Consider the following 22,918-nt stretch of genomic DNA (forward strand, 5'->3'; position numbering starts at 1 on the left):
TCAGCTTCCTTTCCTTGGTGTGGCCCGCATCCGCGCGACCAGCGCGGTGCTGTACGAGCCGTCGGCGAACTCGGGCTCGTCGAGGAGCTCGGTGAAGAAGGGCAGGTTCTGCTTCGGACCCGCGATCGTGAAGGCGGCCAGCGCCTCCCGTGCCCTGGCGATCGCGTCCTCCCGGGTGCCCGCGTGCACGACCAGCTTGGCCATGAGGGAGTCGTACGCGGGGGTGACCCGATTGCCCTGCCGGTAGGCGGCGTCGACGCGGATGCCGTCGCCGGACGGCTCGTTCCAGGCGTTGATCGTCCCCGGGCCGGGCAGGAACCGCACCGGATCCTCGGCGTTCACGCGGAACTCGATGGCGTGCCCGCGCGGGCGCAGCGCGGTGAGGTCCGCCGACGGCGGCTCGCCCGCCGCGACGCGAAGCTGTTCCTCGACCAGGTCGAGGCCCCACACCGCCTCGGTGACCGGGTGCTCGACCTGCAGTCGCGTGTTCATCTCCAGGAAGACGAACCCCTGGGCGCCCGGTTCGCCGTACACCAGGCACTCGACGGTGCCCGCGTTGCGGTAACCGACGGCCTTGCCCACCTGCACGGCCGCGGTGAGCATCTGCTCGCGCAGGTCCGCGTCGAGGCAGGGGGACGGGCTCTCCTCGACGAGCTTCTGGTTGCGCCGTTGCACCGAGCAGTTGCGCTCGCCGAGGGCGATGACGTCGCCGTCGGCGAGACCCAGGATCTGCACCTCGATGTGCCGTGCGCCGGCGTAGTAGCGCTCCAGCAGGATCGCCGGATCGCCGAACAACCGCTCGGCGAATCCGGACACGGCCGCGTACTGCTTGCGCAGGTCGTCCTCGTCGTGGGCGACGGCCATGCCCATGCCGCCGCCGCCCGCCGCGGCCTTGACCATCAGGGGGTAGCCGATGGCCGCCGCGGCGTCGAGCGCGGCGGCCTCGCCCGCCACCGGCTCCGGGGTGCCGGGCGCGACCGGGACCCCGGCGGCGGCGACCGCGTTCCGGGCGTTGATCTTGTCGCCCATCAGCTCGATGACGTCCGGCGCGGGACCGACCCAGACCAGCCCCGCCTCCTGGACGGCACGGGCGAAGCCGGCGTTCTCCGACAGGAAACCGTAGCCGGGATGAATGGCCTCGGCGCCGGTACGGCGGGCTGCCGCCAGCACCTTTTCGGCGTTGCGGTAGGACTCGGCGGGAGCCGCGGGGCCGAGCTCCACCGCCTCGTCGGCCTCCCGGACGAACGGCAGGTCGGCGTCGGCGTCGCTGTACACCGTGATGGTGCGCAGGCCGAGCCGTCGCGCCGTGCGGATGATCCTCCGGGCGATCTCGCCGCGGTTGGCGACCAGCAGAGACTCCATCACCGGCGGCCTCCCTCCGCTGAGCTGCCGAGCAGCACGGCCAGCGGGGCCAGCTCGATCCCGTGGCCGGTCAGCGCCCTGTGCACCGCCTCGGCGATCTCCGGGCCGTTCGGCGCGTCACCGTGCAGGCACAGGGACACCGCGTCCACGTCGAGTTCGGTGCCGTCGTCGGCGGCGACCTTGCGCTCCAGCACCATGCGGACCGCGCGGCCGGCGACCAGCTCGGGGTCCCACGCCTTCTTGACCGGCTCGATGACGAGCTTCCCCGTACGGTCGTAGTGCAGGTCGGGGAACGCCTCCACGACCAGCCGCACCCCTTCGGCGGCCACGGCGTCCGCCGTGGCGGAGGTGAGCAGCATCAGCGGCAGCGACGCGTCCACCTTGGCCACCGCCCGGGCGATCGCGGTCGCGACGGCGGCGTCCTCCGAGGCCATCACGTACAGCGCGCCGTGCGGTTTGACGTGCGCCAGCCGGCCGCCGGCGGCCCGCACGAACGCCTGCAGAGCGCCGAGCTGGTAGAGGCAGTAGTCCTCCAGGTCCTCGGCGGGGATCACCATGCGGCGGCGGCCGAAGCCCATCAGGTCGGGGAAGGCCAGGTGCGCGCCGATGGCCAGCCCCTGCCGCACCGCGGCGTCCACTGTGCGCCGGATCGTCGGCGGGTCACCCGCGTGGTAGCCGGTGGCGATGTTGACCGAGGTCAGGTACGGCATCATGCCGAGGTCGTCGCCGAGGCTCCAGCGACCGAAGCTCTCGCCCATGTCGCAGTTGAGGTCCACGCGCGGCATCACAGCTCCTCGTAGTGGTGGGGGTCGGTCGTGTAGTCGACGCGGGCGGCGAGCGCCAGCGCCTCGTCCAGCGACACCTCCCGGAAGCGGATCAGGTCGCGGCCGGGACGGAGCTGGCCGACCTTCCACAGCCCGGCCTGGACGACGGTGGCGATCACGGTGAAGCCGCCCGCGGTCGGGCCGTCGGGCCCGAGGATGACAGGCACGTCCCCGTTGGTGTTGATGCCGCCGATCGGGTAGCTCCCGTCCAGCACGTTGGACGGGTGCCCGCCCGCGACCCCGCCGGACGGCCTGGCCCACTGGAAGCGATGCGACTCCAGCCGGGTGCCGACGCGGTTGGAGTTGAGGTCGACCTTCCACTCCCGGCCGACCAGATCCTTCCAGTCCTGCTCGGTGAGGAAGTCGGGGTCCGCGTGCGGGCCGCGCATCACCTCCACCTCCCAGACGTTGGCCAGCGCGGGCCGCAGCGACGCCGGCACCCGTAGCCGCGGTGGCGGCGCGGTCACCGCCCGCGCCCGCAGGACGTCGCCCTTCACCAGAGCCCGGCCCTCGACGCCGCCGATGCCGCCCATGGTGTACGTCGCCCGCAACCCCATCACCATCGGGACATCGATGCCGCCCGCCACCGCCAGGTACAGCCGGAACCCCGGCCCCTTGACGATCGAGCAGGTGATCTCGTCTCCGGGCACCACCCGGACGGTCTCGCCCAGCGGCATGGGCGCGGAGTTCAGCCGGAGGCCCGAGCCCTCGGCTCCGGTGACGGCGACCCAGGTCTCGGCGAGAGCGCGCAACGCGAGCCGGCCCATCGGGATCTCCAGCGCGGGCGCCCCCGGTTCGTTGCCGACCAGCGCGTTGGCGATGCGGAAGGACACGTGGTCCATCGGCCCGGAGGGGAAGAAGCCCTTGGACTGCAGGCCGCGGCGGCCGGGGTAGTCCTGGATCAGGGTCTGCAGCCCCGGCATGACGATGTCGAAGACCGCGTGCGTGTCGGTCATCACGGCACCTCCGTCCTGGCTGCGGCGGCCTCGCGGGCGGACCGCAGCGTGTCGGCCTCGGCGCGCACCTCGGCGGCGCGGGCGAGGTAGTCGGTGACCGAGAACTGGTCGTTCTCGATCACGTACTCGTAGCGGTTCTCCAGGACGTCCCTGCGGGCCGCCAGGAGCTGGTCCTCGCTCACGGGCTCGAAGCGCACCCGGTCGCCCGGCCGAATCAGGATCGGATCGTCGCGGAACACCTCGTGCCTGGCCAGGACGTCGTAGACGGGTACGGTCCGGCCGAACAGCTGGTAGCCGCCCGGCGCTTCCACCGGGTAGATCGCCACGCAGGGGCCCCCGATGCCGACCGCCCCCTCCGCCGTCCAGGTGCGGGTCGGGTTGTACTTCGGCACGGTGATGGCGTTGCGCGGATCGAGCGGGAACATGAACGGCAGGCCGGGGAAGAAGCCGGTGTACGCGTTCCACCACTCCGTGCCGGTGACCGTCGCGTACAGGGCTTCCCTGCCGGGCAGGCCGTTGTACTCGACGATGTAGTCGATGTTGGAGTTGTCGCGGATGTTGGGCGCCTCCTGCCGGATGGTCGTCGCGTAGCGGCGGACCGCTTCGCGGCTCTCGGAGTCGTCGAACGCGATCGGCAGCGTGATCAACCGGCTGGGCAGGACGAGCGAGCGTACCGACCGCTGCGCCCGGTGCGCCTCATCGATCGCGTCGATGAGCGCCTTACGGTCGATGATCGCGGGCTCGTGGTGCAGCAGCAGCGAGCGGAAGCCCGGCGCGGCCTCCACCAGCCCCGGCACCGGATGCTCGGCGAGATGGGCCGTGACGGCGGTCACGAAGAAGTTCAGCTCCAGGTCGAGCGCCATCTCGCCGTACTCGACGAGGACGTGGCGGTCACCGGCGGCCCGGTAGACGATGGCCGGCCGGTCTCCTTCGGCCGGACGGCGGTTGATGATGGCGGTCATGGTTCCTCTCTCAGCGGCCGGCCGGCGCGGTGGCACCGGCCGGAGCGGTCGAGTCGGCGGCGCAGGCGGAGCAGACGGCGGCTCCCCCCGCGTTCGGGTCGCGGTCCATCTCCACGGCCACGTAGGACCGGTCGCAGGTGTGGCACCTGATGCGGGCCTCCCAGATGTCCTCGACCTCGTCTCGCGGGTCCTCCCCGGCAGGCCGTACGGCGCCGGGGGCGGTGACCAGGGCGGCGTAGTAGAGGCCCGCGGCGACGGCGACGGTGATCAGCGGCGCGAGCTGGGCGAGCACGGGGCTGGCCGACTGCTCGGTGAGCACGATCCCCACGGCGGAGGCCGCGAGCCAGGCCCCGGCGCCCGCGGTCACCGGCTTGAGCCGCCGTGGCCGGAACTCGGGCAGGCCGTCACGGTCCGCGCCCCGCACCGCGATGTGCACCATCGCGATCGCGACCCACGCGGTCACGAAGACGCCCTGCCAGGCGAGCGCGCGCAGCAGGTAGCTCAGCACGTCGGTCAGCATGAACAGGTAGGCGAGCACGCCTGCCACGACGGTCCAGACGGCCCGCGGCAGCCTCAGCCGGAGCACCCGCGTGGCGAACGCGTCCAGGTTGGTGGAGGCGAGGTAGTAGTTGGCGGTGTTGATCCGCGTCTGGGAGACGAAGATCACCAGTACGCCGGCGAAGCCCAGCGACCTGATGAACGCGGTGACCACACCCGTCTCGGTGCCCGCGATGTCCCAGGCGCGCAGCAGATAGATGCCGATCAGGCCGTTGACGGCGAAGGTGAAGGCGTAGAAGACCCAGCCGAAGGTGACCGTGCCGTGGAATTTCTGGTCCTCCGCCCGGCCGAAGCGGGCGTAGTCCACGGTGTACATCATCATGATGTAGACACCCATGTAGATCAGGTACGCGGTGAGCCAGCCGGGCAGCGGGCCGCTCGGCGCCGCCGACTGGAGCCAGTCCTGCGGGTAGCCCCGCTGGACCGTCGCCGCGATCACCACGGCGACCAGGCCGACCACGTACAGCGGCAGGAGCACGCCGTTGAGCTTGTCCAGCCAGGTCCGCACGCCGCCGATGACCAGCGGCAGCGCGTACACCACGACCACGAGGTACCAGATCTCGATGGCGCCGCCGAAGTACTGCTGGAAGGCCACGGCGACGATCGAGCCTTCGAACACCGCGTAGTACAGCGCGGTCGCGGCGAAGATGAGCGGTGCGAGGGCCGAGCCCAGCATGCCGAACAGCCGCCGCGACAGTAGCGCGACGGTCAGGCCGGTGCGGGCGGCGTACCTGGACAGGACCAGGTTCACGACGCCGAAGGTGGCCACCGTCAGCACCATGCCGACGATGGTCGCCGGGGTGCCGACGGCGTCCGCCGCGGCCACGGCGACGTAGAGCCAGAACATGGCCGAGAAGAGCGCCCACCAGGCCATGGCGAGCGACCACCGGCCAGATCGCCAGGACCTGGGCACGACATGGTTCGAGTAGTCCTCGGTGGCGGCCTCCTTGACGACCTTCGGGTCGTCGGTGAAGGAGACCTCCAGCGCCGGGGGGCGCGCGGAGGTGAGGGACATGCGGGTCTCCTGCGAGCGTTGGGGGTGACGTCGGCTCAGGTCAGGATGTGTCACGACGGCACGCCGGCCCCATCCGCGATTCGGGCAACCGCGCGAGCTGTTTGCGCCATTCGCGTAATCCGCCGTTCATTCACCTGTCTCGTACGGTGAACGCCATCCACAGTTCCGCGCGCAGTCCCGGGTCGGAGAAGCGCCTCCCCAGCAGCTTCTCGGCGCGTCCGAGCCGGTAGGTGAGCGTCCGGCGGTGGACGCCGAGCGCAGCCGAGGCGGCCTCCGTGTTGCCGTTGTGCGTCAGGAAGGTGCGTACGGTGCCGAGCAGGTCGATCCTGCGGGCCTCCTCGCTCTCCAGCGGGGCCAGCATCGCGATCGCCCATCCGTCCGCCTCGGCCGGGCCGACGTGCGCCAGCAGCCCGACGTCGGCGACGTCCCTGGTGGTCAGCAACGTGTACGGCGCGGAGGCCGGCACCGTGTCGGCGAGCGCGGCCACCCGCGGCCAGACCCGAGCCAGGTCGGTCCAGTCGACGGCCGCGCCGATCACGCCCCGGCCGCCGTTGACGGAGCTGAGCACCGATTGCAGCACCCCCACGTGCCCCTCCACGGCGGGCAGCACCACCACCATGCGGCCCCGCGGATCGCTGGCGACCAGCGCCGACACGATCTGCAGGCTGCGCTCGTTCTCCAGCGCCACCAGCAGGTCGCCGGGGTGCCCCGGGTCGGCGGTGACGACGGCGATGCGCACGAGCCCCTCGGGCAGCGGGATGCCCAGCGATTCGGCCGCCTGCTCGGCGGCGGCGTACCGGCCGGCCAGGACCAGGGCGAGCACCGTCGCCCGCTCTCTGCGTTCGCTGGCGAGCAGCTCCGCCGCCCGCGCGACCTCCAGCGAGAGCAGATCGACGGCGATGTCGACCACGCCGCGATCGTGCCCGGACAGCGGAGCCGGCCTGCCGACCGCGAGCACGCCCGCGGGCCGGGTCGGCTCGCTCACCGGCAGCAGGGTGACCCGGGTGTCACCGAGGTCGAACATCGCCGAATGCCAGGAGCCGGTGCGCGAGACCTCCAGCCGTACGCGTTCGGCGTTGCGCCGGGCGTGGTCGGGAGCGCCCGCGAGCACGTGACCCTCGCGCGAGAGCAGCAGCACCCACGCGTCGAGGTGCGCCGCCAGGCTGGTGACGATCGATCGGTGCGCGGGAGCCGTCAGGGCCGCCTTCACCAGGGTCCGGTAGCGCTCCATCGCCGAGGTCTGCGCGGCCCGCTCGGCGGCGGCGATCCCGTCGGTCACGGCGCGCACCACGGAGCTGAACCGCGTCGGCTCCGACACCTCCACCACGCTCACCCCGAGCCGGTCGGCCGCCTCGACCAGCGTCGGCGGGACGATCGCGTGCCGCAGCCCCACCCCGAACCCCAGCGCGGGCACTCCCACGCGCACCAGCCGCTCGACGTACTCGGGCCACTGGCTGCTGGTGCGCCCCAGGCTCAGCCCGGTCGTCAGCAGCAGGGTGCCCTCGTCAAGATATGGGGTGGGGTCGAGAAGCTCGCTGATGTGCGCCCAGCGCACGATGACGTCGCCGCGCCCGGCGCGCAGGGTCAGGCCGAGATCGCGCCTGGCGACCAGACTGGCGAGCGTCTCGGGCATCTGCCCAGGTTAACGGCTCGACGACCTGGCCAGACAGGGCGTCGGCCCCGCCCGATGCTGTCACGGCAGCCGCGGCGCGCGATTCTCACTCAGGAGGCGGAACAAGGCTTTGATCATGACACTGAAGACGATCAGCCAGACGGCGGCGGCCGGCCAGACCTCGCCGTCGCCCAGCGCGGTCATCCACCACCTTCCGGTGGAGCGTCCGAGTTCCCGGGTCGCGACGCCGTACATGCCGACCGGAAACACCATGCTCCACGGGCGCCACTCCCACGCAGTGGTACGCGACATGCCGGCGTCGTGTCGCTGGAGGTGAGTGATGACGGTGAGGGGATCGCCCCCGAGCAGCGGGAGGTCATCTTCCAGCGCTTCATCCGCCTTGAAGCCTCCCGCGTCCGCGACCCCGGCGCATGGCTGAGTCGCGCTAGGACTCCCCCCTGGCTCGCGCGGTCGGATCGGTCAGGAGCGAGACCTGGCTCGTGCTCGCCAACCCGCCGCCGTGCGCGCGCTCATCGCGGTGCGCCGCCCTGCTCCGGCGGACGCGTTCGCTGCGGCGTGCCGCTTCGGCGCGAAGGGCCGAATGGCCGCGACGGGCCGCCGTGACGACCAGAACCGCCAGCAGCGCGGTGATGGTGGCTGCCACCGCGAATGCGATGCCTGTGGCCGCGTCGGGGTGGATCAGCGACTGGCCGCGCAGCGCCTGCCAGGCAGTGATGGCGAACAGGGCGCCGTAGCCGAAGATGACGACTCCGGCCGACTGGGCGCGGACGCGTTCGCTGCGCAGCCAGCCCACCCGGGTCGCGAGGGCGGTGAGGACCAGCGCCGTGAGCACGAACGCCTGAATGGAGTGCAGGCCGATGAAGTGCGGGACGCGCAGGTCGCCGCCGGTGGTGCTCCAGTTCGTGATCGGCATGCCGTCGCCGTCCGGTGCCCCGACGCCGTGTCCGCCCACCAGCGGGACCGGGCGGCCGTAGGCGTCCTCGACCGTGCGAGGCCCGGCCGATGACGTCCACCCGGTGATGAAGGACGCCAGCGCCATGCCGGCGACGGCCAGGCCGAGCCCGGCACGCAGGGACCACGTGAGCACCGCGTCGCCGACGCGCTGGAAGAGCAGCATGACGGCGACGATCAGGCTCGCGCCGAACAGCCCGAACACGCCGCCGGAGAAGATCTGCTGCCCGATCTGGTCGAACGGGTCGGTGCCGACGTTGAAGTGGCTGTAGGTGCCGCGCGCGGCCTGCACCGCGATGAACCCGACGTCGATCATCCCGGCGATGGCGAAGACCGTCCCGAGGGTCCACATCGTGCGTCGTGCCCGGCTCAGTTGCGGTATCAGCCAGGCGAGCGTCGCACCGTACATGACGAACGACACACCGAACTTCAACGGTTTGGCCCACACCGACTGATGCATGAGTTCGCGACCGTCGGCGAACAGGCCGATGCCCGCCACAACGACGAGCACGGACATGGCCGCCGTCATGATCACGAGGGGACGGTGCCATGACCGTATGCCGGTACGCGAGACGGTCAACTTGTGCCCGGGTGCGTACGGCGTATCAAGTGTCATGCGTACATCGTATGAAGGCGGGCCGAGGCTCCATGTCAAACTTCGACAGAGCAGGCGAAAAAGTGTTCTAGTGTACTAGCAAGTGAACTAGGACACTAAGCCTCAAGGTCTACGCGAGTCACAAGAGAATCGGAGGGCACCCGGATCCTGACCGGCGACCTGCGGCCGGCCGATCGCGTGCCGTCCATCCGGCAAGATCGCCTCAAGTCCCGCCGCCGGCGTCTCCACGATCTCTGCCGACACGTCGCCTTACGGCAGCATGCCCACCAGCGCCGCCAGTTCGGGGTCGCTCTCGTACCGTCGCCGGTGCAGGTCGGCGATCTTCTCCCCCATCTGCGGGTCGTCATCGTCGGTGATGTCGTACGACTCATACTTCTCGACCAGAGGCATACCGATCCGGTCGGTGCGCGCGTGCGCCGAATGCGTCAGGTACTCCCGGTAGCCGTCGAGGTCCTCGATGACGAACACGCCACCCCAGTCGAAATCGCCTCCGAAGTCGCGGCCGACGACGAACGACTTCACCGCAGAGATGACCCGGCCCTGGTTGCGCATGCTCTCCAGTGCCTCCTCGACCTGCTCCTGCGTCACGCCCGCCTTGGCCTTCATGCGGATGCTGTGGTAGATCATCGTGCTCCTTTTCGTAGGTGCCTTGACGACGGCGCGCGCCCACCGCGCGTACGGTGCTGAGCACCCGACTATGAACTGGCCTGGTTTCTCGTCGCATCGGCACGAGTTGCCTATTCGACGGCAACGGCGCGTAGGCACGCGCCCGTCGGCGAAGGTCCGCCCGGCCGACCGCAATTCAAGCTCGCTGTTCCGCAATCTCCCGCATCGACTTCATGGTCCACCCGCGCCTACGGTTGCCGCTTGATCGGCATCGCTTGTGGCGAGGCGAACGCCCGCTGCCGCCGACTTCGCGCATTGCGCCCCTTCCTTCTCGTTCCCGCGCAGGTATTGGAGTTCGCGTGTCCACTGCGACCATGTCACGGGCCGTTCGCCGCCGCTGGTGGTGGACCCTGTGGAGTCTTCTCACCGTGCTGGCGATCGGCATCACGGCCTACTTCGTTCCGCCGTACCTGGTCGGAAGTACGAACATTCCGAATCTCGACATGAGCATCCCGGGGTACTACACGAGTCTCGTGATCCATGGGGTGCCTGCCGGCCTGGCACTTCTCATCGGGCCGTGGCAGTTCGTGCCGCGGTTGCGGGCCCGTTTCCCCAGGGCGCACCGGATAGCGGGGCGGGTGTACCTGATCTCGGTCCTGGCCGCCGCGATGGCGGCGCTCTACTCCGCCGCGGTGACGCCGAGCGGCTTCACCCTGCAGGTCGCGTTCTTCGGGCTGGTCGTGGTGTGGTTGTACACGGCCGCCAAGGCGTACCGGGCGATCCGGCGCCGTGAGGTGCAGTTGCACCGGATCTGGATGGTCCGCAACTACGCGTTCACGTTCGCCGCCGTGACCCTGCGGCTCTACCAGCTGGCCCTGCTGCCGCTGATGAACGTCATGCCGTCACTGGAATACAGCTCTGTCTACGAGTCGGCCGCGTGGCTGTCCCTGCTGGGCAATGTGCTGGTCGCGGAGTACTTCATCGTCCAGCGCACGCTGGCACCGCTGGCGCGGCGGCAGCCATCGGAACAACCGGCCGAGGAGGTTCTACTGCCGCAGTGAATCGACTTCGTCGGCGTACAGCAGCGCGACGTCGATGCCCATGCCGGTGAAGTGGCCGGCGAGTTCGAGGGACAGCACGCCGTGCAGCCGGGTCCAGAACGTCATGGCCTGGCGCAGGACGGCCGCCGGCGCCGTGGGATCAGGCGACCAGTGCCGGTGGCTGTCGAGGTGAGCGGCAAAAGGGGTTTCCGGCGACGGGATGTCCGCCTTGCGGTAAGCGGCGATCAGCACGGACATGATCTCCTGCGACATTGCGACGGTGTCGGCGGGCGCCTGGTACCCGGGCACCGGGGTGCCGTAGATCAGCAGGTACCGGTGGGGATCGCTCAGGGCCCACGCGCGTACAACCTGAGCCAGCGCGGTGATGTCGGCGCCGGAGTCGTACGCCTCGCGAACGGCGTCGGCGAGGCTGCGGTAGGCATCCCTGATGAGCGCCGTGATCAGATCGTCGCGACTGGCGAAGTACCGGTAGAGGGCCGGGCCGCTCATGCCCAGGTGCTTGGCGATCGCCTTGAGGGACAACGCCGACACGCCCGTGGTGGCGATCTGCTGCCAGGCGTGTTGCTTGATCTCGGCTTGCACCTGCGCCCGGTAGCGCTCGCGCGGGCTCACCACATCGCTGTCCATGGGTCAGCCTCTCCGATTCCCGTGCGACTAACTGGAGTTAGAGGCTATCACCATCGTGATTGACGAAAATGGAGAGCCAGTTATATGGTGTAACAGAAGCGAGTCAGCGTAACGCAATGGTTGTGCGTGCGCCGCTGCTCGTCACCCGTACCGGAGAAGTGGTCTCGCTGATGCAGAGGGAATCGCGCTTCGACATGGGCGGCTACGCCGGCCTGGACCTGGACCGGTTCGTCCGCCGATCGTTGTGCAGCTGGGAACGGCCCGGATGGCGCTCGCTGCTCGTCCAGAAGTTCGAGCACCTCGAGGCCGCCGGTGAGATGGTCATGCCGGCCTCGGCCGACACGCACCTGTGGCTGATCACCGGCGGCGCCGGCAAGCTGCACATCGACACCGGCGAAGGCTGGCGGACCACACCCATCACGCCGGGCGAGATCGGCATGGCCACACCGGGCGTACCGACTCGCCTGCGGTACGAGACGACGGCGCCGATGCACTCCATCCACGTCCATCTCCCCGCTGAGGTGGTCGGCCGGACGGCTGCCGAGCTCGGTGGCCCGGCACCCCCGGTGCGGGATCCGGCCTCGGGCAGCGGCGAACTGATCGGCGCGGTGCTCAAGTCGCTGGCCACCGCCACCGCGGCGGGTGCGGACGAGCTCTATGCCGATGCGGCCGCGCGATTTCTGGTGGTGCACCTGGCGGTCCGCGACGGCTGGCGAGGCTCGGCTGATCGTACGAGGCGTGAGGACGTTCGCGTGCGCAAGGCCATCGCGTACATGCGCGACCGGTTGAGCGAGCCGGTGCGCCTGGCGGAGCTGGCCGAGGAAGTGCGGTTGAGCCCCTATCACTTCCTGCGGGTGTTCAAGCAGGCGACGGGAGAGACCCCGGGCCGGTACCTCACCCGGCTGCGTATCGCGCACGCGACGCACCTTCTGGAGAAGGGAATGACGGTGAGCCAGGTGGCTCGGCGTTGTGGTTTCAGCAGTGCCGGGCACCTGTCGTCGGCGTTCCTGCGGGAGACCGGTGTACGGCCCTCAGCGGTGCTGGCCAGGTAGCACGTGACAACAATCCAACCGAGGAGCTTTCGATGACCGGCACAGCCCTTGAGATCGTCATGCCCGGCAAGGTCGACCCGGACGGGTTGCAGATCCGCACCCGGCCGCTGCCGACACCGGCCGCCGGCAACATCCTGCTGCGGATGGAGGCGACCGGCATCTCGTTCGCCGAGCAGCAGATGCGCCGTGGCAGGTATTACGACCAGCCGAGCTTCCCCTTCGTGCCCGGCTACGACGTGGTCGGCACGGCGGTCGCGGCGGGCCCCGGCGTGGACGCCACGATGATCGGCAAGCGGTACGCCGCCGTGACCAAGATCGGCGCCTGGGCCAGCCACGTCCAGGTGGACGCCGCCGACCTGGTGCCCGTGCCGGACGGCCTGGACGCGGCCGAGGTGGAGACCGTCGTCGTCAACGGGATCACTGCCTGGCAGATGCTGCACCGGATGGCCAAGGTTCGCCGCGGCGGGACGATCGTGGTCCTCGGTGCCAACGGCGGCGTCGGCACGACGCTGGTGCAACTGGCCCGCCACGCCGGGATCACGGTGATCGGCACCGCGTCGGCACGTCACCATGAGACGGTGCGGAAGCTGGGTGCGACCCCGGTCGACTACCGCGACCCCGGCATGTACGACCGGATCCGGCAACTCGCCCCGAACGGCGTGGACGCGGTGTTCGACCACGTCGGCGGCACCGGGCTGCGGCAGTCGTGGCAGTTGCTGCGCCGCGGCGGAACCCTGGTGTCGTACGGGACCGCGGCCACCAAGGACGGCGAGGGCAATGCCCGGCTTCCGGTCCTCAAGTCGTATTTCCGGCTGATGCTCTGGAACTACCTCCCCAACGGCCGCAACGCCTGCTTCTACGACTTCTGGGCCGGTCGCCGGCACGCGGACGCCTTCCGTACCCGCCTGCGCGACGACCTCACCGAGGTGCTGCGCCTGCTGGCCGACGGCACTCTCGCCCCGCAGATCGCCGCGAGGCTCCCGCTCTCCGACGCCGCGGCGGCGATGACCCTCGCCGAGTCGCGAACCGTGACCGGCAAGGTCGTCCTCGTGCCCGACGCCGGATAGCGGTTCCCTTCCGGGGAGCGGTCTCACCGGCCGTCGGGTCTGTCCTGGACGGCGAGGTCGGGGTGATCCTTGAGCTGCCTGCGTGAGTTGATGCCGAGCTTGCGGAAGATGTTGCGCAGGTGGGCGTCCACGGTGCGTTTGCTGATGTAGAGCTGGACGGCGACCTCGTTCGAGGTGGCGCCCGAGGCCACGAGGCGGGCGACGGCGACCTCCTGCATGGACAGCTTCCCGTACGTTCGCTCGGACCGGGCCGGGACCTTCTCGCCGGTGGCGCGCAGCTCGTCGGCGGCCCGCCGGGCGAATGCCTCCGCTCCGGCTCCGGACAGCAGCTCGTGGGCGGTGCGCAGGTGCTCGCGGCAGTCACGCCGTCGCCCTTCGCGCCGCAGCCATTCCCCGTACAGGAGGTGCGCCCGGGCCAGGTAGGTGAGCAGCGGGCCCTCGGCGAGCAGGTCGACGGCTTCGCGGTAGTGGTCCTCGATGCCGGTCACCAGCCCTCGTGAGTAGGCCGCGACTCCCCGGCCGGTGATGGTTCCGCCGGCCTGTGTGCGTTCGGTGAGGGAGTCCAGCGCCTGTGCTGCGGTGATGCGGTCGTCACAACGGACCGCGGCTTCGATCAGCTCCGGCAGGGCCGCTCCGGTGAGGAACAGGTCGCCGTGCTCGGTGGCCTTGCGGGCCGCGGCCAGCGCGGCCGGGTAGTCGGCCAGCCCGTTGTGAAGCATGGCTGTGGTCCAGTGCAGGTTCGTGACCTGCCCGGGCCATCCGGTGGTCGGTGCGGCGGTGGCCGCCTCGCACAGCTCGAGAGCCTCGTCGCGGCGGCCGCGGAGCGCGGCGAGATGCAGCCGGTGATGGAGCAGCGGGGGAGCGCCGGTCGCGTCGGCGATCGCCGCCTCCTCCGCGGTGGTGGCGATCGCCTGCCCGATGTCGCCGATCAGGATGGCCTCGACCGCCTTCTGCGCGAGGCCGAGCCTGAGCAGCAGCGGCGAGCCCGACGCCCGGCCCGCCTTCACCAGCCATGCGGCGATGGCGGCCAGGGTGTCCGGGTCCCACAGCTCGACGGCGATCATCGTGGCGAGCGCGGGACGGCGCGTCCAGAACAGCTCGCCCATGTCGTAGAGGGCGTGGCGAAGCAGCGGAACCGCGGCCTCGTACCCGTCGGTGGCCAGCACGATCAAGGCGTCAAGGGCGTCCGGCGAGCTCGGCGCCGGCGCCGTGGACCGGGCTGCGGTGAGGACCCGATCGATGACGACACCGCCGCGGCCGACGGACAGGCTCATCTCGACGGCATCGAGGAAACAGTCACGTGCCCGGTCCGGATCCAGACCCGCCAGCCGTTGGGCGGCACGCACCATCAACATCGGTCCGGAGCCGTCGCCGTGCCGGGTGAAGGCGATCCGGCCCTGCAGCAGGTCGACGTCAGCGTGCTGGAACTCGTCCAGCGGGCTGGTCTCGAGGATCGCGAGCAGGCTCGCCGCCTTGCCGGACGCCCCCGCGTCGAAGCTGGCCTGGGCGGCGTGCAGAGTTCGTACGATCCGGCGTTCTGGATCCAGCGACAGCGCCACAGAGCGCTCGAGGAAGGCCGCCGCGGCTGCCACGCCCCCGCGTCCCTGAGCACGCGTCGCGCACCGCTCCAGCTCGTCGGCGATGTCGTCGTCGGGGCCGGGGCCGGCCTGGGCGCGGTGCCAGGCCCGGCGGTCCGGCGCCGTGACCGGGTCGGTGACCGCCGCCAGCGCCTCGTGCGCCGCGCGGCGTTCGCCGGCGTCGGCGGCGCGGTAGACCGCCGAACGTGCCAACGGGTGGCAGAAGCGGATACGGGCACCGAACTCGACCAGTCCCGTCGCGTCCGCCTCCGCGCTGGCCGGTGTCACATCGAGGTTCAGCTGACCGGCGGCCGGCCAGAGCAGGTTAGGGTCGCCCGTCGGGTCCGCGCTCGCCACGATCAGCAGCAGCCTGGCCTCGGCGGACAGACCGGCCAGCCGGGCTCGGAAGCCGTACTCGATCCGGGTCGGCACCGAGGACCCGTCAGGCGGGACGAAGCCACCGGCGCGGGGCAGCTCCAGCAGTGCCAACGGGTTCCCGTGGGCCTCGGCGACGAGCCGGTCCCGGACCTGATCATCGAGGGGGAACGGGCTTCGCGTCGTCAGCAGAACCTTGGCGTCCTCGTCGCTCAGACCGCGGACGGCCAGTTGCGGCAGCTCGCCGAATCCATGCGCCGCGTACGTCGGCCGCACCGCGAAGATCATCGCCGCGGGATCGGCGGCGACCCGGCGGGCGAGGAAGACCATCGCCCTCGCCGAGGCGGTATCGACCCACTGCGCGTCATCGATCAAGCACAACAGGGGCCGCTCCCGGGCCGCCGCTGTCACCAGCCCCAGAGCCGCCAGACCGATCCGGAACGGGTCGGGTGTGCCCTCGGCCAGCCCGAAGGCCACCCGCAAAGCGTCGTGATGCCGGTCCGGTAGCTCGACGAGGTGCTTCAGCATCGGCACACACAGCTGGTGCAGCGCGGAGTACGGCAGTTCCTGTTCGAACTCCGACCCGGACGTCCGGACCACCCGGAACCCGGGCGCCGCATTTCGGGCGTATTCCAGCAGGGCGCTCTTGCCGATGCCCGCCTCGCCTTCCAGCACCAGCGCGCCGCCCTGTCCCGTACGAGCAGCGCCGGTCAGTTCGTCGACGCGTTGCTGTAACTCGTGCCTGCCAACGAGCACGTCGGTTGTGAGCGCAGGAGTCCGCATAACGGGAACCGTAGGTGATCGCCGCTTACTGGGCACGGGCTTCCCTCAGGAGCGCGGTCAACGTCTCGCCGCGTGCCGTTCCGTTCGTGCGGCATCCCGCCGAACCGGTGCATCGATGCCGTCGGCACCGCAGGCTGTGGCGTGTCAAAGGAGCCAGTTGTCCGGCTGCTGCAGCGGCACCGCGGCCGGCAAAGGGGTGGCTGCGTCGGGAGCCAGGGCGTCGAGGATGAGCGAGAGGTAGCGCCGCCAGCCGTCGCTGTGGGGGTCCATGGTCCACATCAGCCCCACGAGCATGACCATGATGCGGGGCATGTCGTCGGGCACGAGGTCGGCGCGGATGAGGCCGGCCTCCTGTGCCCGGCGGGCCAGCAGGGTGAGTGACTCGAAGGAGCGGGTCCCGGCTTCGCGGGTGATGGCGCCGGAGTCCCTCGCGGCGGCCACGGTGTTGTGCTCGCAGGCCGCGACGGACAGCGTCGCCTCGAGCACGGTGACCAGGCCACGCTTGGGGTCCTCGTCGTTCATGGCCTGCTCGATGGCGGGAGCGATGTCCTCGGTGAAGCTCTGGTCGAGAGCGTTCCGGGCGAGCACCGCTTTGTCCGGGAAGCGGCGGTAAAGGGTGGCGATGCCTACCCCCGCGCGGCGGGCGATCTCTTCGAGGGGTGCGTCAGGCCCTTGTTCGGCCCAGACCTGCCGGGCGGCTCGCAGCAGCTTCTCGCTGTTGCGTATGGCGTCGGCACGCAGCGGCCGTGAGCTGTCGGTGGTCACCAGGCAAGGATAGCAACCGATAGTTGGCTATCGATTGCTGTTGACTTCCTTTGGCGCAATAAGTAATAGTTGGCTATCGATTACCGGCCGCTGTCTGCCGTTGCCTGCTGCGAGGAGCGCGTCGCCGGAGCTCAACCAAGGAGAGTCAGATGAAGGTGGCAGTCGAGGCCGACAAATGTGTGGCCGCCGGGCAGTGCGTGCTGATCGCGCCCGAGGTGTTCGACCAGCGTGACGAGGACGGCATCGTGGTGCTGCTGGACGAGACGCCCGCACCTGAGGTGCACGGCGCGGTCCGCGAGTCGGCCGCGGTCTGCCCGGCGGCCGCCATCCATCTGGCCGAGTCGTGAATCGGATAGTGATCGTCGGTGGGTCCGCGGGCGGGCTGGCCACCGCGGAGGCGCTACGCAGGGCCGGGTACGGGGGAGCGATCACGCTGCTCGGCGAGGAGCCGCAGCTGCCCTACGACCGCCCGCCCCTGTCGAAACAGGTCTTGACCGGCGAGTGGGAGCCGGACCGGCTCGCCCTGCGCGGCAAGGCGGAGCTGGACGCGCTGGGCCTGGAACTGCGTCTGGGCGTGCCCGCGATCGGGCTGGACCTGAGCGGCGGGAGTGTGGCGCTGGCCGATGGCGCCGAAGTGCCCTACGACGCGCTGGTCATCGCGACCGGCGTGCGTCCCCGTCACCTGCCGGGCAGCGAGATCGTGCCGGGGGTGCACACGCTGCGCACCCTGGACGACGCCGTATCGCTGAAGGCGCGGCTGGTTCCGGGGCGGCGGCTGGTGATCGTCGGTGCCGGGTTCGTGGGCGCCGAAGTCGCCGCCGTCGCCGGCGGGCTGGGTGTGAAGGTGACGCTGTTGGAGGCGGGCCCGCTTCCGCTGGCGCAGGCCCTCGGCGAGCAGGCCGGCCACGTGCTGGCCCAGACCCACCGCGATCACGGCGTCGAACTGCGCACGCACGCCGCCGTCGCCGAGATCGTCAGCGCGGGCGGGGCGGTCACGGGGGTACGGCTGGCCGATGAGACGGTCCTGCCGGCGGACGACGTGCTGGTGGCCATCGGTTCGGTGCCGAACACCGGATGGCTGGAAGGCAGCGGGCTGACCCTGGGCGACGGGCTGGTGTGTGACGAGTTCAGCGCCGCCGCCCCCGGCGTGTACGGGGTCGGGGACGTGGCCCGCTGGCACAACCCGCCGTTCGGCACGGCGATGCGCATCGAGCACCGCACCAATGCAGCCGAGCAGGGCCTGGCCGTCGCCCATAACCTGCTCCACCCGCAGGCGCGGCGGCCGTTCGCGCCGGTGCCGTACTTCTGGTCCGACCAGTACGGCATGAGAATCCAGGCCTACGGTCACCTGCGCGACCACGACGAAGCACTCGTCCTGGACGGCGACGTCTCCCAACGCCGTCTCCTGATCGCCTACCGCACCGGCGACCGGCTGGCCGGAGTGCTCGCCGCCGGCCTGTCACCCAGGATCCTGCGCGCCTGGCGCGCCCTCATCGCGGCCCGGACCCCATGGGCCACCGCCATCGCCGGCACGACAGCCGCGTAACTCGCACCGTGGCGTCGCCCACGCCGGCACGACAGCCGCGTGACTCGCACCGTGGCATCGCCGACCCCGCACACGACACCCTTCTGGAGTTCTGCATGAGCATCACGACCGACACTCACGACAACGCCGGCCTTCCGGTCTTCCCCGGCATACGCTCCCAGCGCTGCCCCCTGGACCCGCCCGCCGAATACGCCGGCTGGCGCCAGGCCGACGGCCTGCAGCACGTCCGGATGTGGAACGGCCACACCGCCTGGGTGGTGACCCGGTACGAGGACGTCCGCGCGGTCTTGAGCGACCCGCGGCTCAGCGCGGACGCCCAGCGCTATCCGTCCGTGCTCCCGCACACGCAGGTCCCGGCGTTCCCGCGGATGGACGATCCCGATCATGCCCGGCTGCGCCGCATGCTCACCGCCGACTTCACGGTCAAGCGCGTGGAGGCGATGCGTCCGCAGATCCACGAGATGGCCGAGCGATTCCTCGACGAAATGATCGGCAAGGGGCAGCCGGCGGACCTGGTTCGCGAATACGCACTGCCCATCCCGTCGTTGGTGATCTCGCTCCTGCTCGGAGTGCCGTACGACGACCACGAGTTCTTCCAGCAGCACAGCGCCACCATGAACCACGCGGACGCCTCGCCGCAGGACAAGGCGCAGGCCAGTGGGGCGCTGTTCGGCTACCTGCTCGGCCTGGTGGAGCAGAAGGAACGCGAGCCGGGAGAGGACCTCATCAGCCGCCTGCTCACCGAGCGGGTCGCCACGGGCGAGCTCAGCCGCGAAGAAGCCGCGATGAACGGCATGATCCTGCTGTTCGCCGGGCACGAGACCACGGCCAACATGATCGGCCTGGGCACGCTGGCGCTGCTGCAGCATCCGGATCAGGCCGCCCGGATCCGCGACACCGACGACCCCGCCGTGGTGGCGAACGCCGTCGAGGAACTGCTGCGTTATCTGTCCATCGCCCAGGACATGATCGTACGGGTGGCCACCGAGGACCTCACCATCGGCGGGCAACTCGTCCGGGCCGGCGAGGCGGTGACCGTCAACCTGCCCGCCGCCAACCGGGACACGGCGTTCCTCGACCAGCCCGACACCGTGGACCTCGGCCGCAACACCCGCGGGCATCTGGCCTTCGGCTACGGCATCCACCAGTGCCTGGGGCAGAACCTGGCGCGCGTGGAACTGCAGGTCGCGCTGCCCGCACTGCTGCGCAGGCTGCCGGGGCTGCGCCTGGCCGTGCCGTTGGAGGACGTGAAGTTCCGGCATGACATGTCCGCCTACGGCGTCCACGAACTGCCGGTCGCCTGGTGACAACCCCGCTACCGGCAGGAAGTCAGGACCGATGGATGCACTGAACGGCAAGGCCGTCGTCGTGACGGACGCGGGCACAGCCCTGGGACGAGCCATTGCCATCCGGGCTGCGCAAGCAGGGGGTGGAGTCGTGGCGAACAGGCTCGCGCCCGTCGAAGAGGATGGCGGGACGCTGGTCTCCGCTGACGAGGACGTCACGACGACCCTGGGGGCGGAACGGCTCATCCAGGCGGCCGTGGATCGCCTGGGCGGCGTGGATCTGCTGGTGAACACGTCCCGCCCCATTCGCGCGCTCTTCACCTGTAGCAGAGCGGCGACCGCGCTCATGTGCGAGAAGAGGGCCGGCCGCATCGTCAACGTCGCCTCCGAGGAGGGCCTCCAGGGGCCGGCGGGCAGGCGAATTTCGTGGCGGCGCAGGCCGGCATCGCCGGATTCACCCGCGTGGTCTGCCGAGACGTCGGCAGGTACGGGGTCACGGTCAACGCCATAGCGCCTGCCGCCGAGACGCGGGTGACCCTCGGCTACGGTCGCCGCGTCAACGAAATGCGCGACAAATCCGGGGCCGAGCAGACCGGCGGCAAAGCCCACTCCTTGCCCGACCCGGAATTCATCGTGCCGGCCATCACCTACCTTTGCACGGACGAAGCGGCCCGGATCAACGGTGAGGTGTTTCACCTGATGGGCGGCCTCGTACAACGCGCCTTCCCGGAACGGCCCTACCGTTCCATCACGAAGGGCGATGCCTGGACATCGGCTGACCTGGAGAAGGCGCTTCAGCCCGGCCTGCTCTCCGACATACAGAACCCGTCCCCGGCGTGACCGCGGTTGAACAGCAGGATCCGGTCGGTGCCCTCCTCGCGTGTGCGGGTTGCAGTTGGGGCGACGCGGGGGATCTTGGTCACGGCGATGCAGACAGCCCGGTGCGGCACGGCCCGGGCGGTACTTACTGACGCGACGCGCCTGCGCGTTCCAACAGCTCGGTGGTCGCCTCCCACAGGCGCCGCTCCCGGTCGCGGTCGTGGGCGACCGGCTGCACCTCGATCAGCTTGGTCTTCACCACGAACGCGCCCCCGCGCAGGTGCGCCCACTTGTCGTCGAGGGCCATCGCAGCCAGCAGTGGCCCCGAGCGTTGCGGCGTCGACACGCCGGGTACCCGGCCCAAGGCGCGGCTCATCGCCTGAACCGCCTCGGGGGCGCCGCGGCCCAGCGCGGTGCCGGGCATCCAGCCCGGTTCGAACACCGACACGTTGATCCCGGCGCCGGCGCGACGCTGCAGCTCATGGGCGTAGTACAGGATCGCCAACTTGGCGTTGGAGTAGGCGACGCCGGACGCGGCCATCCCCGGGACCTGCTCACCGGTGGCCGGGCGGGCGAGCTCGACGGGATCGGCCCACTTGGCCTCGGCCACACCCAGCAGGTTGCGCCAGAAATTGGCGTGATAGGTGTTCGAGCCGAGCAGCACGACCCGCGCCGGGGCGGTGAACGAACCAAGCAGGTCGCCGATGAGCTGGGCGTGGGCGAGGTAGTTGACGGCGAACGTCATCTCGTAGCCATCGGGCGAGGCCCGCCGGGTGTCGGCCGACATGGTGCCGGCGTTGGCGACCAGCGCGCGCAGCGGCCGTACGGCACCGTCGGCGAGCAGGGCGCGCACGGTGGCAGCGGCGGCACGGACGTCGGCCAGGCGCGACAGGTCGCAGCCGATCTCGTGGACGCCGGCGCCGCGGCTGCGGGCCTCGTCGGCGACCGCTGTCAGGTCCCGCCCGGCGCGGCCGACCAGCAGCAGGTCGGGTCGCCGCCCGTCCGGGCGGTCGGCCATGGCCAGCACGGCGTGACGGCCCAGGTTGCGGGTCGGGCCGGTGATCAGAACGGTTCCGGGTTCGGTCATGGCCCCAGCCTGCGGGACCGGTCGGGCCGCAGCCATTCGTCCGGTTTTCGTAGGACTGCCAGGGCCAGGACAACCCATGCAGAGATGCGCAGAATGGAGAGCGTGGAAGCGTGGGAGTTCGGCCGGACGGTGCGCCGCTGGCGCGACCGGGTGGCACCCGAGGCCGTTGGTCTGCAGGTGGGCCGCCGACGCCGGGCCAGCGGGTTGCGCCGCGAGGAGTTGGCCGCGCTCGCCGGCATCTCGGCCGACTACCTGACCCGCCTCGAGCAGGGGCGAGCGACCGCGCCGTCGGCGCAGGTCGTGGAGTCGCTGGCCCGAGCGCTGCGCTTGTCCGACACCGAACGCGACCTGCTCTACCGGCTGGCCGGGCACGCCGCGCCCGGCCCGGACATCGTGCCGTCGCGGGTCACCCCGAGCGTGCAACGTCTGCTCGACCGGCTGTCGCACACCCCGGTCGTCGTGTACGACGCCAGCTGGACACTCGTGCTGGCCAACGAGCCCTACGACGCGCTCATGGGCGAGACGGCCACCTGGCGCGGCCTGGAACGCAACGCCGTCTGGCGCAACGTCGCCCGCCTGCCCTCGCGGGTCGTCCACACCCCGCAGGAGCAGGCCGAGCACGAAGCCCGGCTCGTGGCCGACCTGCGCCTAACGGCCTCGCGCTACCCCGCCGACCGTACCCTGCGACGCTTGATCACCGACCTGGCCTCCGGCAGCCCGCGCTTCGCCGAACTCTGGGACGCCGAGACACCACCACCCCTGACCGACGCGTCCAGACAAAAGACCATTAACCACCCGGCGGTCGGCCCGATCACCCTCGACTGCGACACGCTGTTCGTCGCCCTGGACGACCTGCGCATCACCGTCTACACCGCCGAACCCGGCACCGAGGACGCCGACCGCCTGGCCCTCGCCATCGTCCTGGGCACTCAGTCACTACAGCTCTGACCACGAATGTTTGGGGTGTGTCGGCCTGCTTGGTGCAGTGAAGTCACCGGGTGCTCGACCTGGAGGCGGGCGTTCGTCTCCATGAAGAACCCGAAGGTGCCGATGTTGCGCAGCGCGATGGCGCGGGCTCCGGTGACGGCGGCCTCCCACAAGGCGTGCCGGACGTCATCGGGCAGGCTCATCTCGGGTGGGGATGCCGCGTTCGCGCAGTTCGTTCAGCACGGTGGTGTGGTTGACGCCCAGGTGGGCGCCGACTCGTGCCAGGGACCAGCCGAGGTTGTAGAGGTGGATGGCGTCGTCGACCTGGTCGGGGGAGAGGCCGCGGCGGCGCATCGGCACGCCGTGCCGGTGGAGGATGTTGCTGACCGCGTCGTTCGACATGTTTTGTGTGCCCCGGCAAGAGGCGGCTCTGCACCAGCGGAATCCCCTCCATGTGTCTTGA

The 22,918-nt window shown here is 70.6% G+C and carries 23 protein-coding genes; 8 read left to right on the plus strand and 15 right to left on the minus strand.

Annotated features, from left to right (window positions below; translation table 11 throughout):
• The 9 genes from ACIHFD_RS47105 to ACIHFD_RS47145 form a co-directional block, all read right to left on the minus strand.
• On the minus strand, window positions 1–1,362 hold the full coding sequence (locus tag ACIHFD_RS47105; RefSeq protein ID WP_397372542.1) for an acetyl/propionyl/methylcrotonyl-CoA carboxylase subunit alpha: 1,362 nt from the start codon (window positions 1,360–1,362) through the stop codon (window positions 1–3).
• A complete protein-coding gene (locus ACIHFD_RS47110; protein WP_397372450.1) occupies window positions 1,362–2,147 on the minus strand; it encodes a LamB/YcsF family protein in 786 nt (261 codons plus the stop codon). Before ACIHFD_RS47110 ends, ACIHFD_RS47105 begins: the two co-directional genes overlap by 1 nt.
• A complete protein-coding gene (locus ACIHFD_RS47115) occupies window positions 2,147–3,142 on the minus strand; it encodes a biotin-dependent carboxyltransferase family protein (protein WP_397372451.1) in 996 nt (331 codons plus the stop codon). The genes ACIHFD_RS47110 and ACIHFD_RS47115 overlap by 1 nt, the downstream gene beginning before the upstream one ends.
• Window positions 3,142–4,104, minus strand: a complete 963-nt coding sequence (locus tag ACIHFD_RS47120; protein WP_397372452.1) for a carboxyltransferase domain-containing protein — start codon at window positions 4,102–4,104, stop codon at window positions 3,142–3,144. Before ACIHFD_RS47120 ends, ACIHFD_RS47115 begins: the two co-directional genes overlap by 1 nt.
• A gap of 10 nt (window positions 4,105–4,114) precedes the next feature.
• A complete protein-coding gene (locus ACIHFD_RS47125) occupies window positions 4,115–5,677 on the minus strand; it encodes a purine-cytosine permease family protein (RefSeq protein WP_397372453.1) in 1,563 nt (520 codons plus the stop codon).
• A gap of 130 nt (window positions 5,678–5,807) precedes the next feature.
• Window positions 5,808–7,310, minus strand: coding sequence for a PucR family transcriptional regulator ligand-binding domain-containing protein (locus ACIHFD_RS47130; protein WP_397372454.1), 1,503 nt, complete (start codon window positions 7,308–7,310; stop codon window positions 5,808–5,810).
• A gap of 60 nt (window positions 7,311–7,370) precedes the next feature.
• On the minus strand, window positions 7,371–7,562 hold the full coding sequence (locus ACIHFD_RS47135; RefSeq protein ID WP_397372455.1) for a hypothetical protein: 192 nt from the start codon (window positions 7,560–7,562) through the stop codon (window positions 7,371–7,373).
• Between the two features lie 172 nt (window positions 7,563–7,734).
• Window positions 7,735–8,877, minus strand: coding sequence for a hypothetical protein (locus ACIHFD_RS47140; RefSeq protein WP_397372456.1), 1,143 nt, complete (start codon window positions 8,875–8,877; stop codon window positions 7,735–7,737).
• Between the two features lie 249 nt (window positions 8,878–9,126).
• Entirely contained in the window at window positions 9,127–9,504 is a 378-nt protein-coding gene (locus ACIHFD_RS47145) for a Dabb family protein (RefSeq protein ID WP_397372457.1), read from the minus strand.
• Between the two features lie 338 nt (window positions 9,505–9,842).
• Here ACIHFD_RS47145 and ACIHFD_RS47150 point away from each other — a divergent pair, with 338 nt between their 5' ends.
• Entirely contained in the window at window positions 9,843–10,544 is a 702-nt protein-coding gene (locus ACIHFD_RS47150) for a DUF2306 domain-containing protein (RefSeq protein WP_397372458.1), read from the plus strand.
• Here the strand turns inward: ACIHFD_RS47150 and ACIHFD_RS47155 are convergent.
• Window positions 10,530–11,171, minus strand: coding sequence for a TetR/AcrR family transcriptional regulator (locus ACIHFD_RS47155; RefSeq protein WP_397372459.1), 642 nt, complete (start codon window positions 11,169–11,171; stop codon window positions 10,530–10,532). The genes ACIHFD_RS47150 and ACIHFD_RS47155 overlap by 15 nt on opposite strands.
• A 116-nt stretch (window positions 11,172–11,287) precedes the next feature.
• Here ACIHFD_RS47155 and ACIHFD_RS47160 point away from each other — a divergent pair, with 116 nt between their 5' ends.
• Window positions 11,288–12,223 (plus strand): helix-turn-helix domain-containing protein, encoded by a 936-nt coding sequence (locus ACIHFD_RS47160; protein WP_397372460.1) that lies wholly within the window; start codon window positions 11,288–11,290, stop codon window positions 12,221–12,223.
• A 32-nt stretch (window positions 12,224–12,255) separates the two neighbouring features.
• Entirely contained in the window at window positions 12,256–13,290 is a 1,035-nt protein-coding gene (locus ACIHFD_RS47165) for a medium chain dehydrogenase/reductase family protein (protein ID WP_397372461.1), read from the plus strand.
• A gap of 23 nt (window positions 13,291–13,313) precedes the next feature.
• Here ACIHFD_RS47165 and ACIHFD_RS47170 read toward each other — a convergent pair whose 3' ends face one another.
• Complete coding sequence (locus tag ACIHFD_RS47170) at window positions 13,314–16,025, minus strand: ATP-binding protein (protein WP_397372462.1); 2,712 nt, start codon at window positions 16,023–16,025, stop codon at window positions 13,314–13,316.
• A 144-nt stretch (window positions 16,026–16,169) separates the two neighbouring features.
• Window positions 16,170–16,790, minus strand: a complete 621-nt coding sequence (locus ACIHFD_RS47175; RefSeq protein WP_397372463.1) for a TetR/AcrR family transcriptional regulator — start codon at window positions 16,788–16,790, stop codon at window positions 16,170–16,172.
• 149 nt (window positions 16,791–16,939) lie between these two features.
• Between ACIHFD_RS47175 and ACIHFD_RS47180 the strand changes: the two genes are divergently transcribed.
• The 4 genes from ACIHFD_RS47180 to ACIHFD_RS47195 all read left to right on the plus strand — a co-directional run bounded on the left by ACIHFD_RS47180 (window position 16,940) and on the right by ACIHFD_RS47195 (window position 20,462).
• Complete coding sequence (locus ACIHFD_RS47180) at window positions 16,940–17,137, plus strand: ferredoxin (RefSeq protein ID WP_355207470.1); 198 nt, start codon at window positions 16,940–16,942, stop codon at window positions 17,135–17,137.
• Entirely contained in the window at window positions 17,134–18,336 is a 1,203-nt protein-coding gene (locus ACIHFD_RS47185) for an NAD(P)/FAD-dependent oxidoreductase (protein ID WP_397372464.1), read from the plus strand. Before ACIHFD_RS47180 ends, ACIHFD_RS47185 begins: the two co-directional genes overlap by 4 nt.
• Window positions 18,337–18,431: 95 nt before the next feature.
• The gene (locus ACIHFD_RS47190; RefSeq protein WP_397372465.1) at window positions 18,432–19,643 is read left to right on the plus strand and encodes a cytochrome P450; all 1,212 of its coding nucleotides are present in this window, start codon (window positions 18,432–18,434) and stop codon (window positions 19,641–19,643) included.
• A 327-nt stretch (window positions 19,644–19,970) separates the two neighbouring features.
• The gene (locus ACIHFD_RS47195; protein WP_397372466.1) at window positions 19,971–20,462 is read left to right on the plus strand and encodes an SDR family oxidoreductase; all 492 of its coding nucleotides are present in this window, start codon (window positions 19,971–19,973) and stop codon (window positions 20,460–20,462) included.
• Window positions 20,463–20,586: 124 nt separating this feature from the next.
• On the opposite strand, the gene ACIHFD_RS47200 is transcribed toward ACIHFD_RS47195, so the two are convergent.
• A complete protein-coding gene (locus ACIHFD_RS47200; protein ID WP_397372467.1) occupies window positions 20,587–21,528 on the minus strand; it encodes an SDR family NAD(P)-dependent oxidoreductase in 942 nt (313 codons plus the stop codon).
• Between the two features lie 93 nt (window positions 21,529–21,621).
• Between ACIHFD_RS47200 and ACIHFD_RS47205 the strand changes: the two genes are divergently transcribed.
• Complete coding sequence (locus ACIHFD_RS47205) at window positions 21,622–22,476, plus strand: helix-turn-helix transcriptional regulator (RefSeq protein ID WP_397372468.1); 855 nt, start codon at window positions 21,622–21,624, stop codon at window positions 22,474–22,476.
• Here ACIHFD_RS47205 and ACIHFD_RS47210 read toward each other — a convergent pair.
• Together ACIHFD_RS47210 and ACIHFD_RS47215 are read right to left on the minus strand one after the other, a co-directional pair.
• Entirely contained in the window at window positions 22,458–22,658 is a 201-nt protein-coding gene (locus ACIHFD_RS47210; protein ID WP_397372469.1) for a hypothetical protein, read from the minus strand. The two genes, ACIHFD_RS47205 and ACIHFD_RS47210, sit on opposite strands and share 19 nt — an antisense overlap.
• Window positions 22,642–22,857, minus strand: coding sequence for a helix-turn-helix domain-containing protein (locus ACIHFD_RS47215; protein WP_397372470.1), 216 nt, complete (start codon window positions 22,855–22,857; stop codon window positions 22,642–22,644). Before ACIHFD_RS47215 ends, ACIHFD_RS47210 begins: the two co-directional genes overlap by 17 nt.
• Window positions 22,858–22,918: the final 61 nt, after the last annotated feature.

This window comes from Nonomuraea sp. NPDC051941 (assembly GCF_044593615.1).

What these genes read in the sequence shown, in the direction of transcription:
- ACIHFD_RS47105 (WP_397372542.1), bottom strand. Translation starts at nt 1,362, where the DNA reads ATGGAGTCTCTGCTGGTCGCCAACCGCGGCGAGATCGCCCGGAGGATC.
- ACIHFD_RS47110 (WP_397372450.1), bottom strand. Translation starts at nt 2,147, where the DNA reads ATGCCGCGCGTGGACCTCAACTGCGACATGGGCGAGAGCTTCGGTCGC.
- ACIHFD_RS47115 (WP_397372451.1), bottom strand. Translation starts at nt 3,142, where the DNA reads ATGACCGACACGCACGCGGTCTTCGACATCGTCATGCCGGGGCTGCAG.
- ACIHFD_RS47120 (WP_397372452.1), bottom strand. Translation starts at nt 4,104, where the DNA reads ATGACCGCCATCATCAACCGCCGTCCGGCCGAAGGAGACCGGCCGGCC.
- ACIHFD_RS47125 (WP_397372453.1), bottom strand. Translation starts at nt 5,677, where the DNA reads ATGTCCCTCACCTCCGCGCGCCCCCCGGCGCTGGAGGTCTCCTTCACC.
- ACIHFD_RS47130 (WP_397372454.1), bottom strand. Translation starts at nt 7,310, where the DNA reads ATGCCCGAGACGCTCGCCAGTCTGGTCGCCAGGCGCGATCTCGGCCTG.
- ACIHFD_RS47135 (WP_397372455.1), bottom strand. Translation starts at nt 7,562, where the DNA reads ATGGTGTTTCCGGTCGGCATGTACGGCGTCGCGACCCGGGAACTCGGA.
- ACIHFD_RS47140 (WP_397372456.1), bottom strand. Translation starts at nt 8,877, where the DNA reads ATGACACTTGATACGCCGTACGCACCCGGGCACAAGTTGACCGTCTCG.
- ACIHFD_RS47145 (WP_397372457.1), bottom strand. Translation starts at nt 9,504, where the DNA reads ATGATCTACCACAGCATCCGCATGAAGGCCAAGGCGGGCGTGACGCAG.
- ACIHFD_RS47155 (WP_397372459.1), bottom strand. Translation starts at nt 11,171, where the DNA reads ATGGACAGCGATGTGGTGAGCCCGCGCGAGCGCTACCGGGCGCAGGTG.
- ACIHFD_RS47160 (WP_397372460.1), top strand. Translation starts at nt 11,288, where the DNA reads ATGGTTGTGCGTGCGCCGCTGCTCGTCACCCGTACCGGAGAAGTGGTC.
- ACIHFD_RS47165 (WP_397372461.1), top strand. Translation starts at nt 12,256, where the DNA reads ATGACCGGCACAGCCCTTGAGATCGTCATGCCCGGCAAGGTCGACCCG.
- ACIHFD_RS47170 (WP_397372462.1), bottom strand. Translation starts at nt 16,025, where the DNA reads ATGCGGACTCCTGCGCTCACAACCGACGTGCTCGTTGGCAGGCACGAG.
- ACIHFD_RS47180 (WP_355207470.1), top strand. Translation starts at nt 16,940, where the DNA reads ATGAAGGTGGCAGTCGAGGCCGACAAATGTGTGGCCGCCGGGCAGTGC.
- ACIHFD_RS47190 (WP_397372465.1), top strand. Translation starts at nt 18,432, where the DNA reads ATGAGCATCACGACCGACACTCACGACAACGCCGGCCTTCCGGTCTTC.
- ACIHFD_RS47200 (WP_397372467.1), bottom strand. Translation starts at nt 21,528, where the DNA reads ATGACCGAACCCGGAACCGTTCTGATCACCGGCCCGACCCGCAACCTG.
- ACIHFD_RS47205 (WP_397372468.1), top strand. Translation starts at nt 21,622, where the DNA reads ATGGAGAGCGTGGAAGCGTGGGAGTTCGGCCGGACGGTGCGCCGCTGG.
- ACIHFD_RS47210 (WP_397372469.1), bottom strand. Translation starts at nt 22,658, where the DNA reads ATGAGCCTGCCCGATGACGTCCGGCACGCCTTGTGGGAGGCCGCCGTC.
- ACIHFD_RS47215 (WP_397372470.1), bottom strand. Translation starts at nt 22,857, where the DNA reads ATGTCGAACGACGCGGTCAGCAACATCCTCCACCGGCACGGCGTGCCG.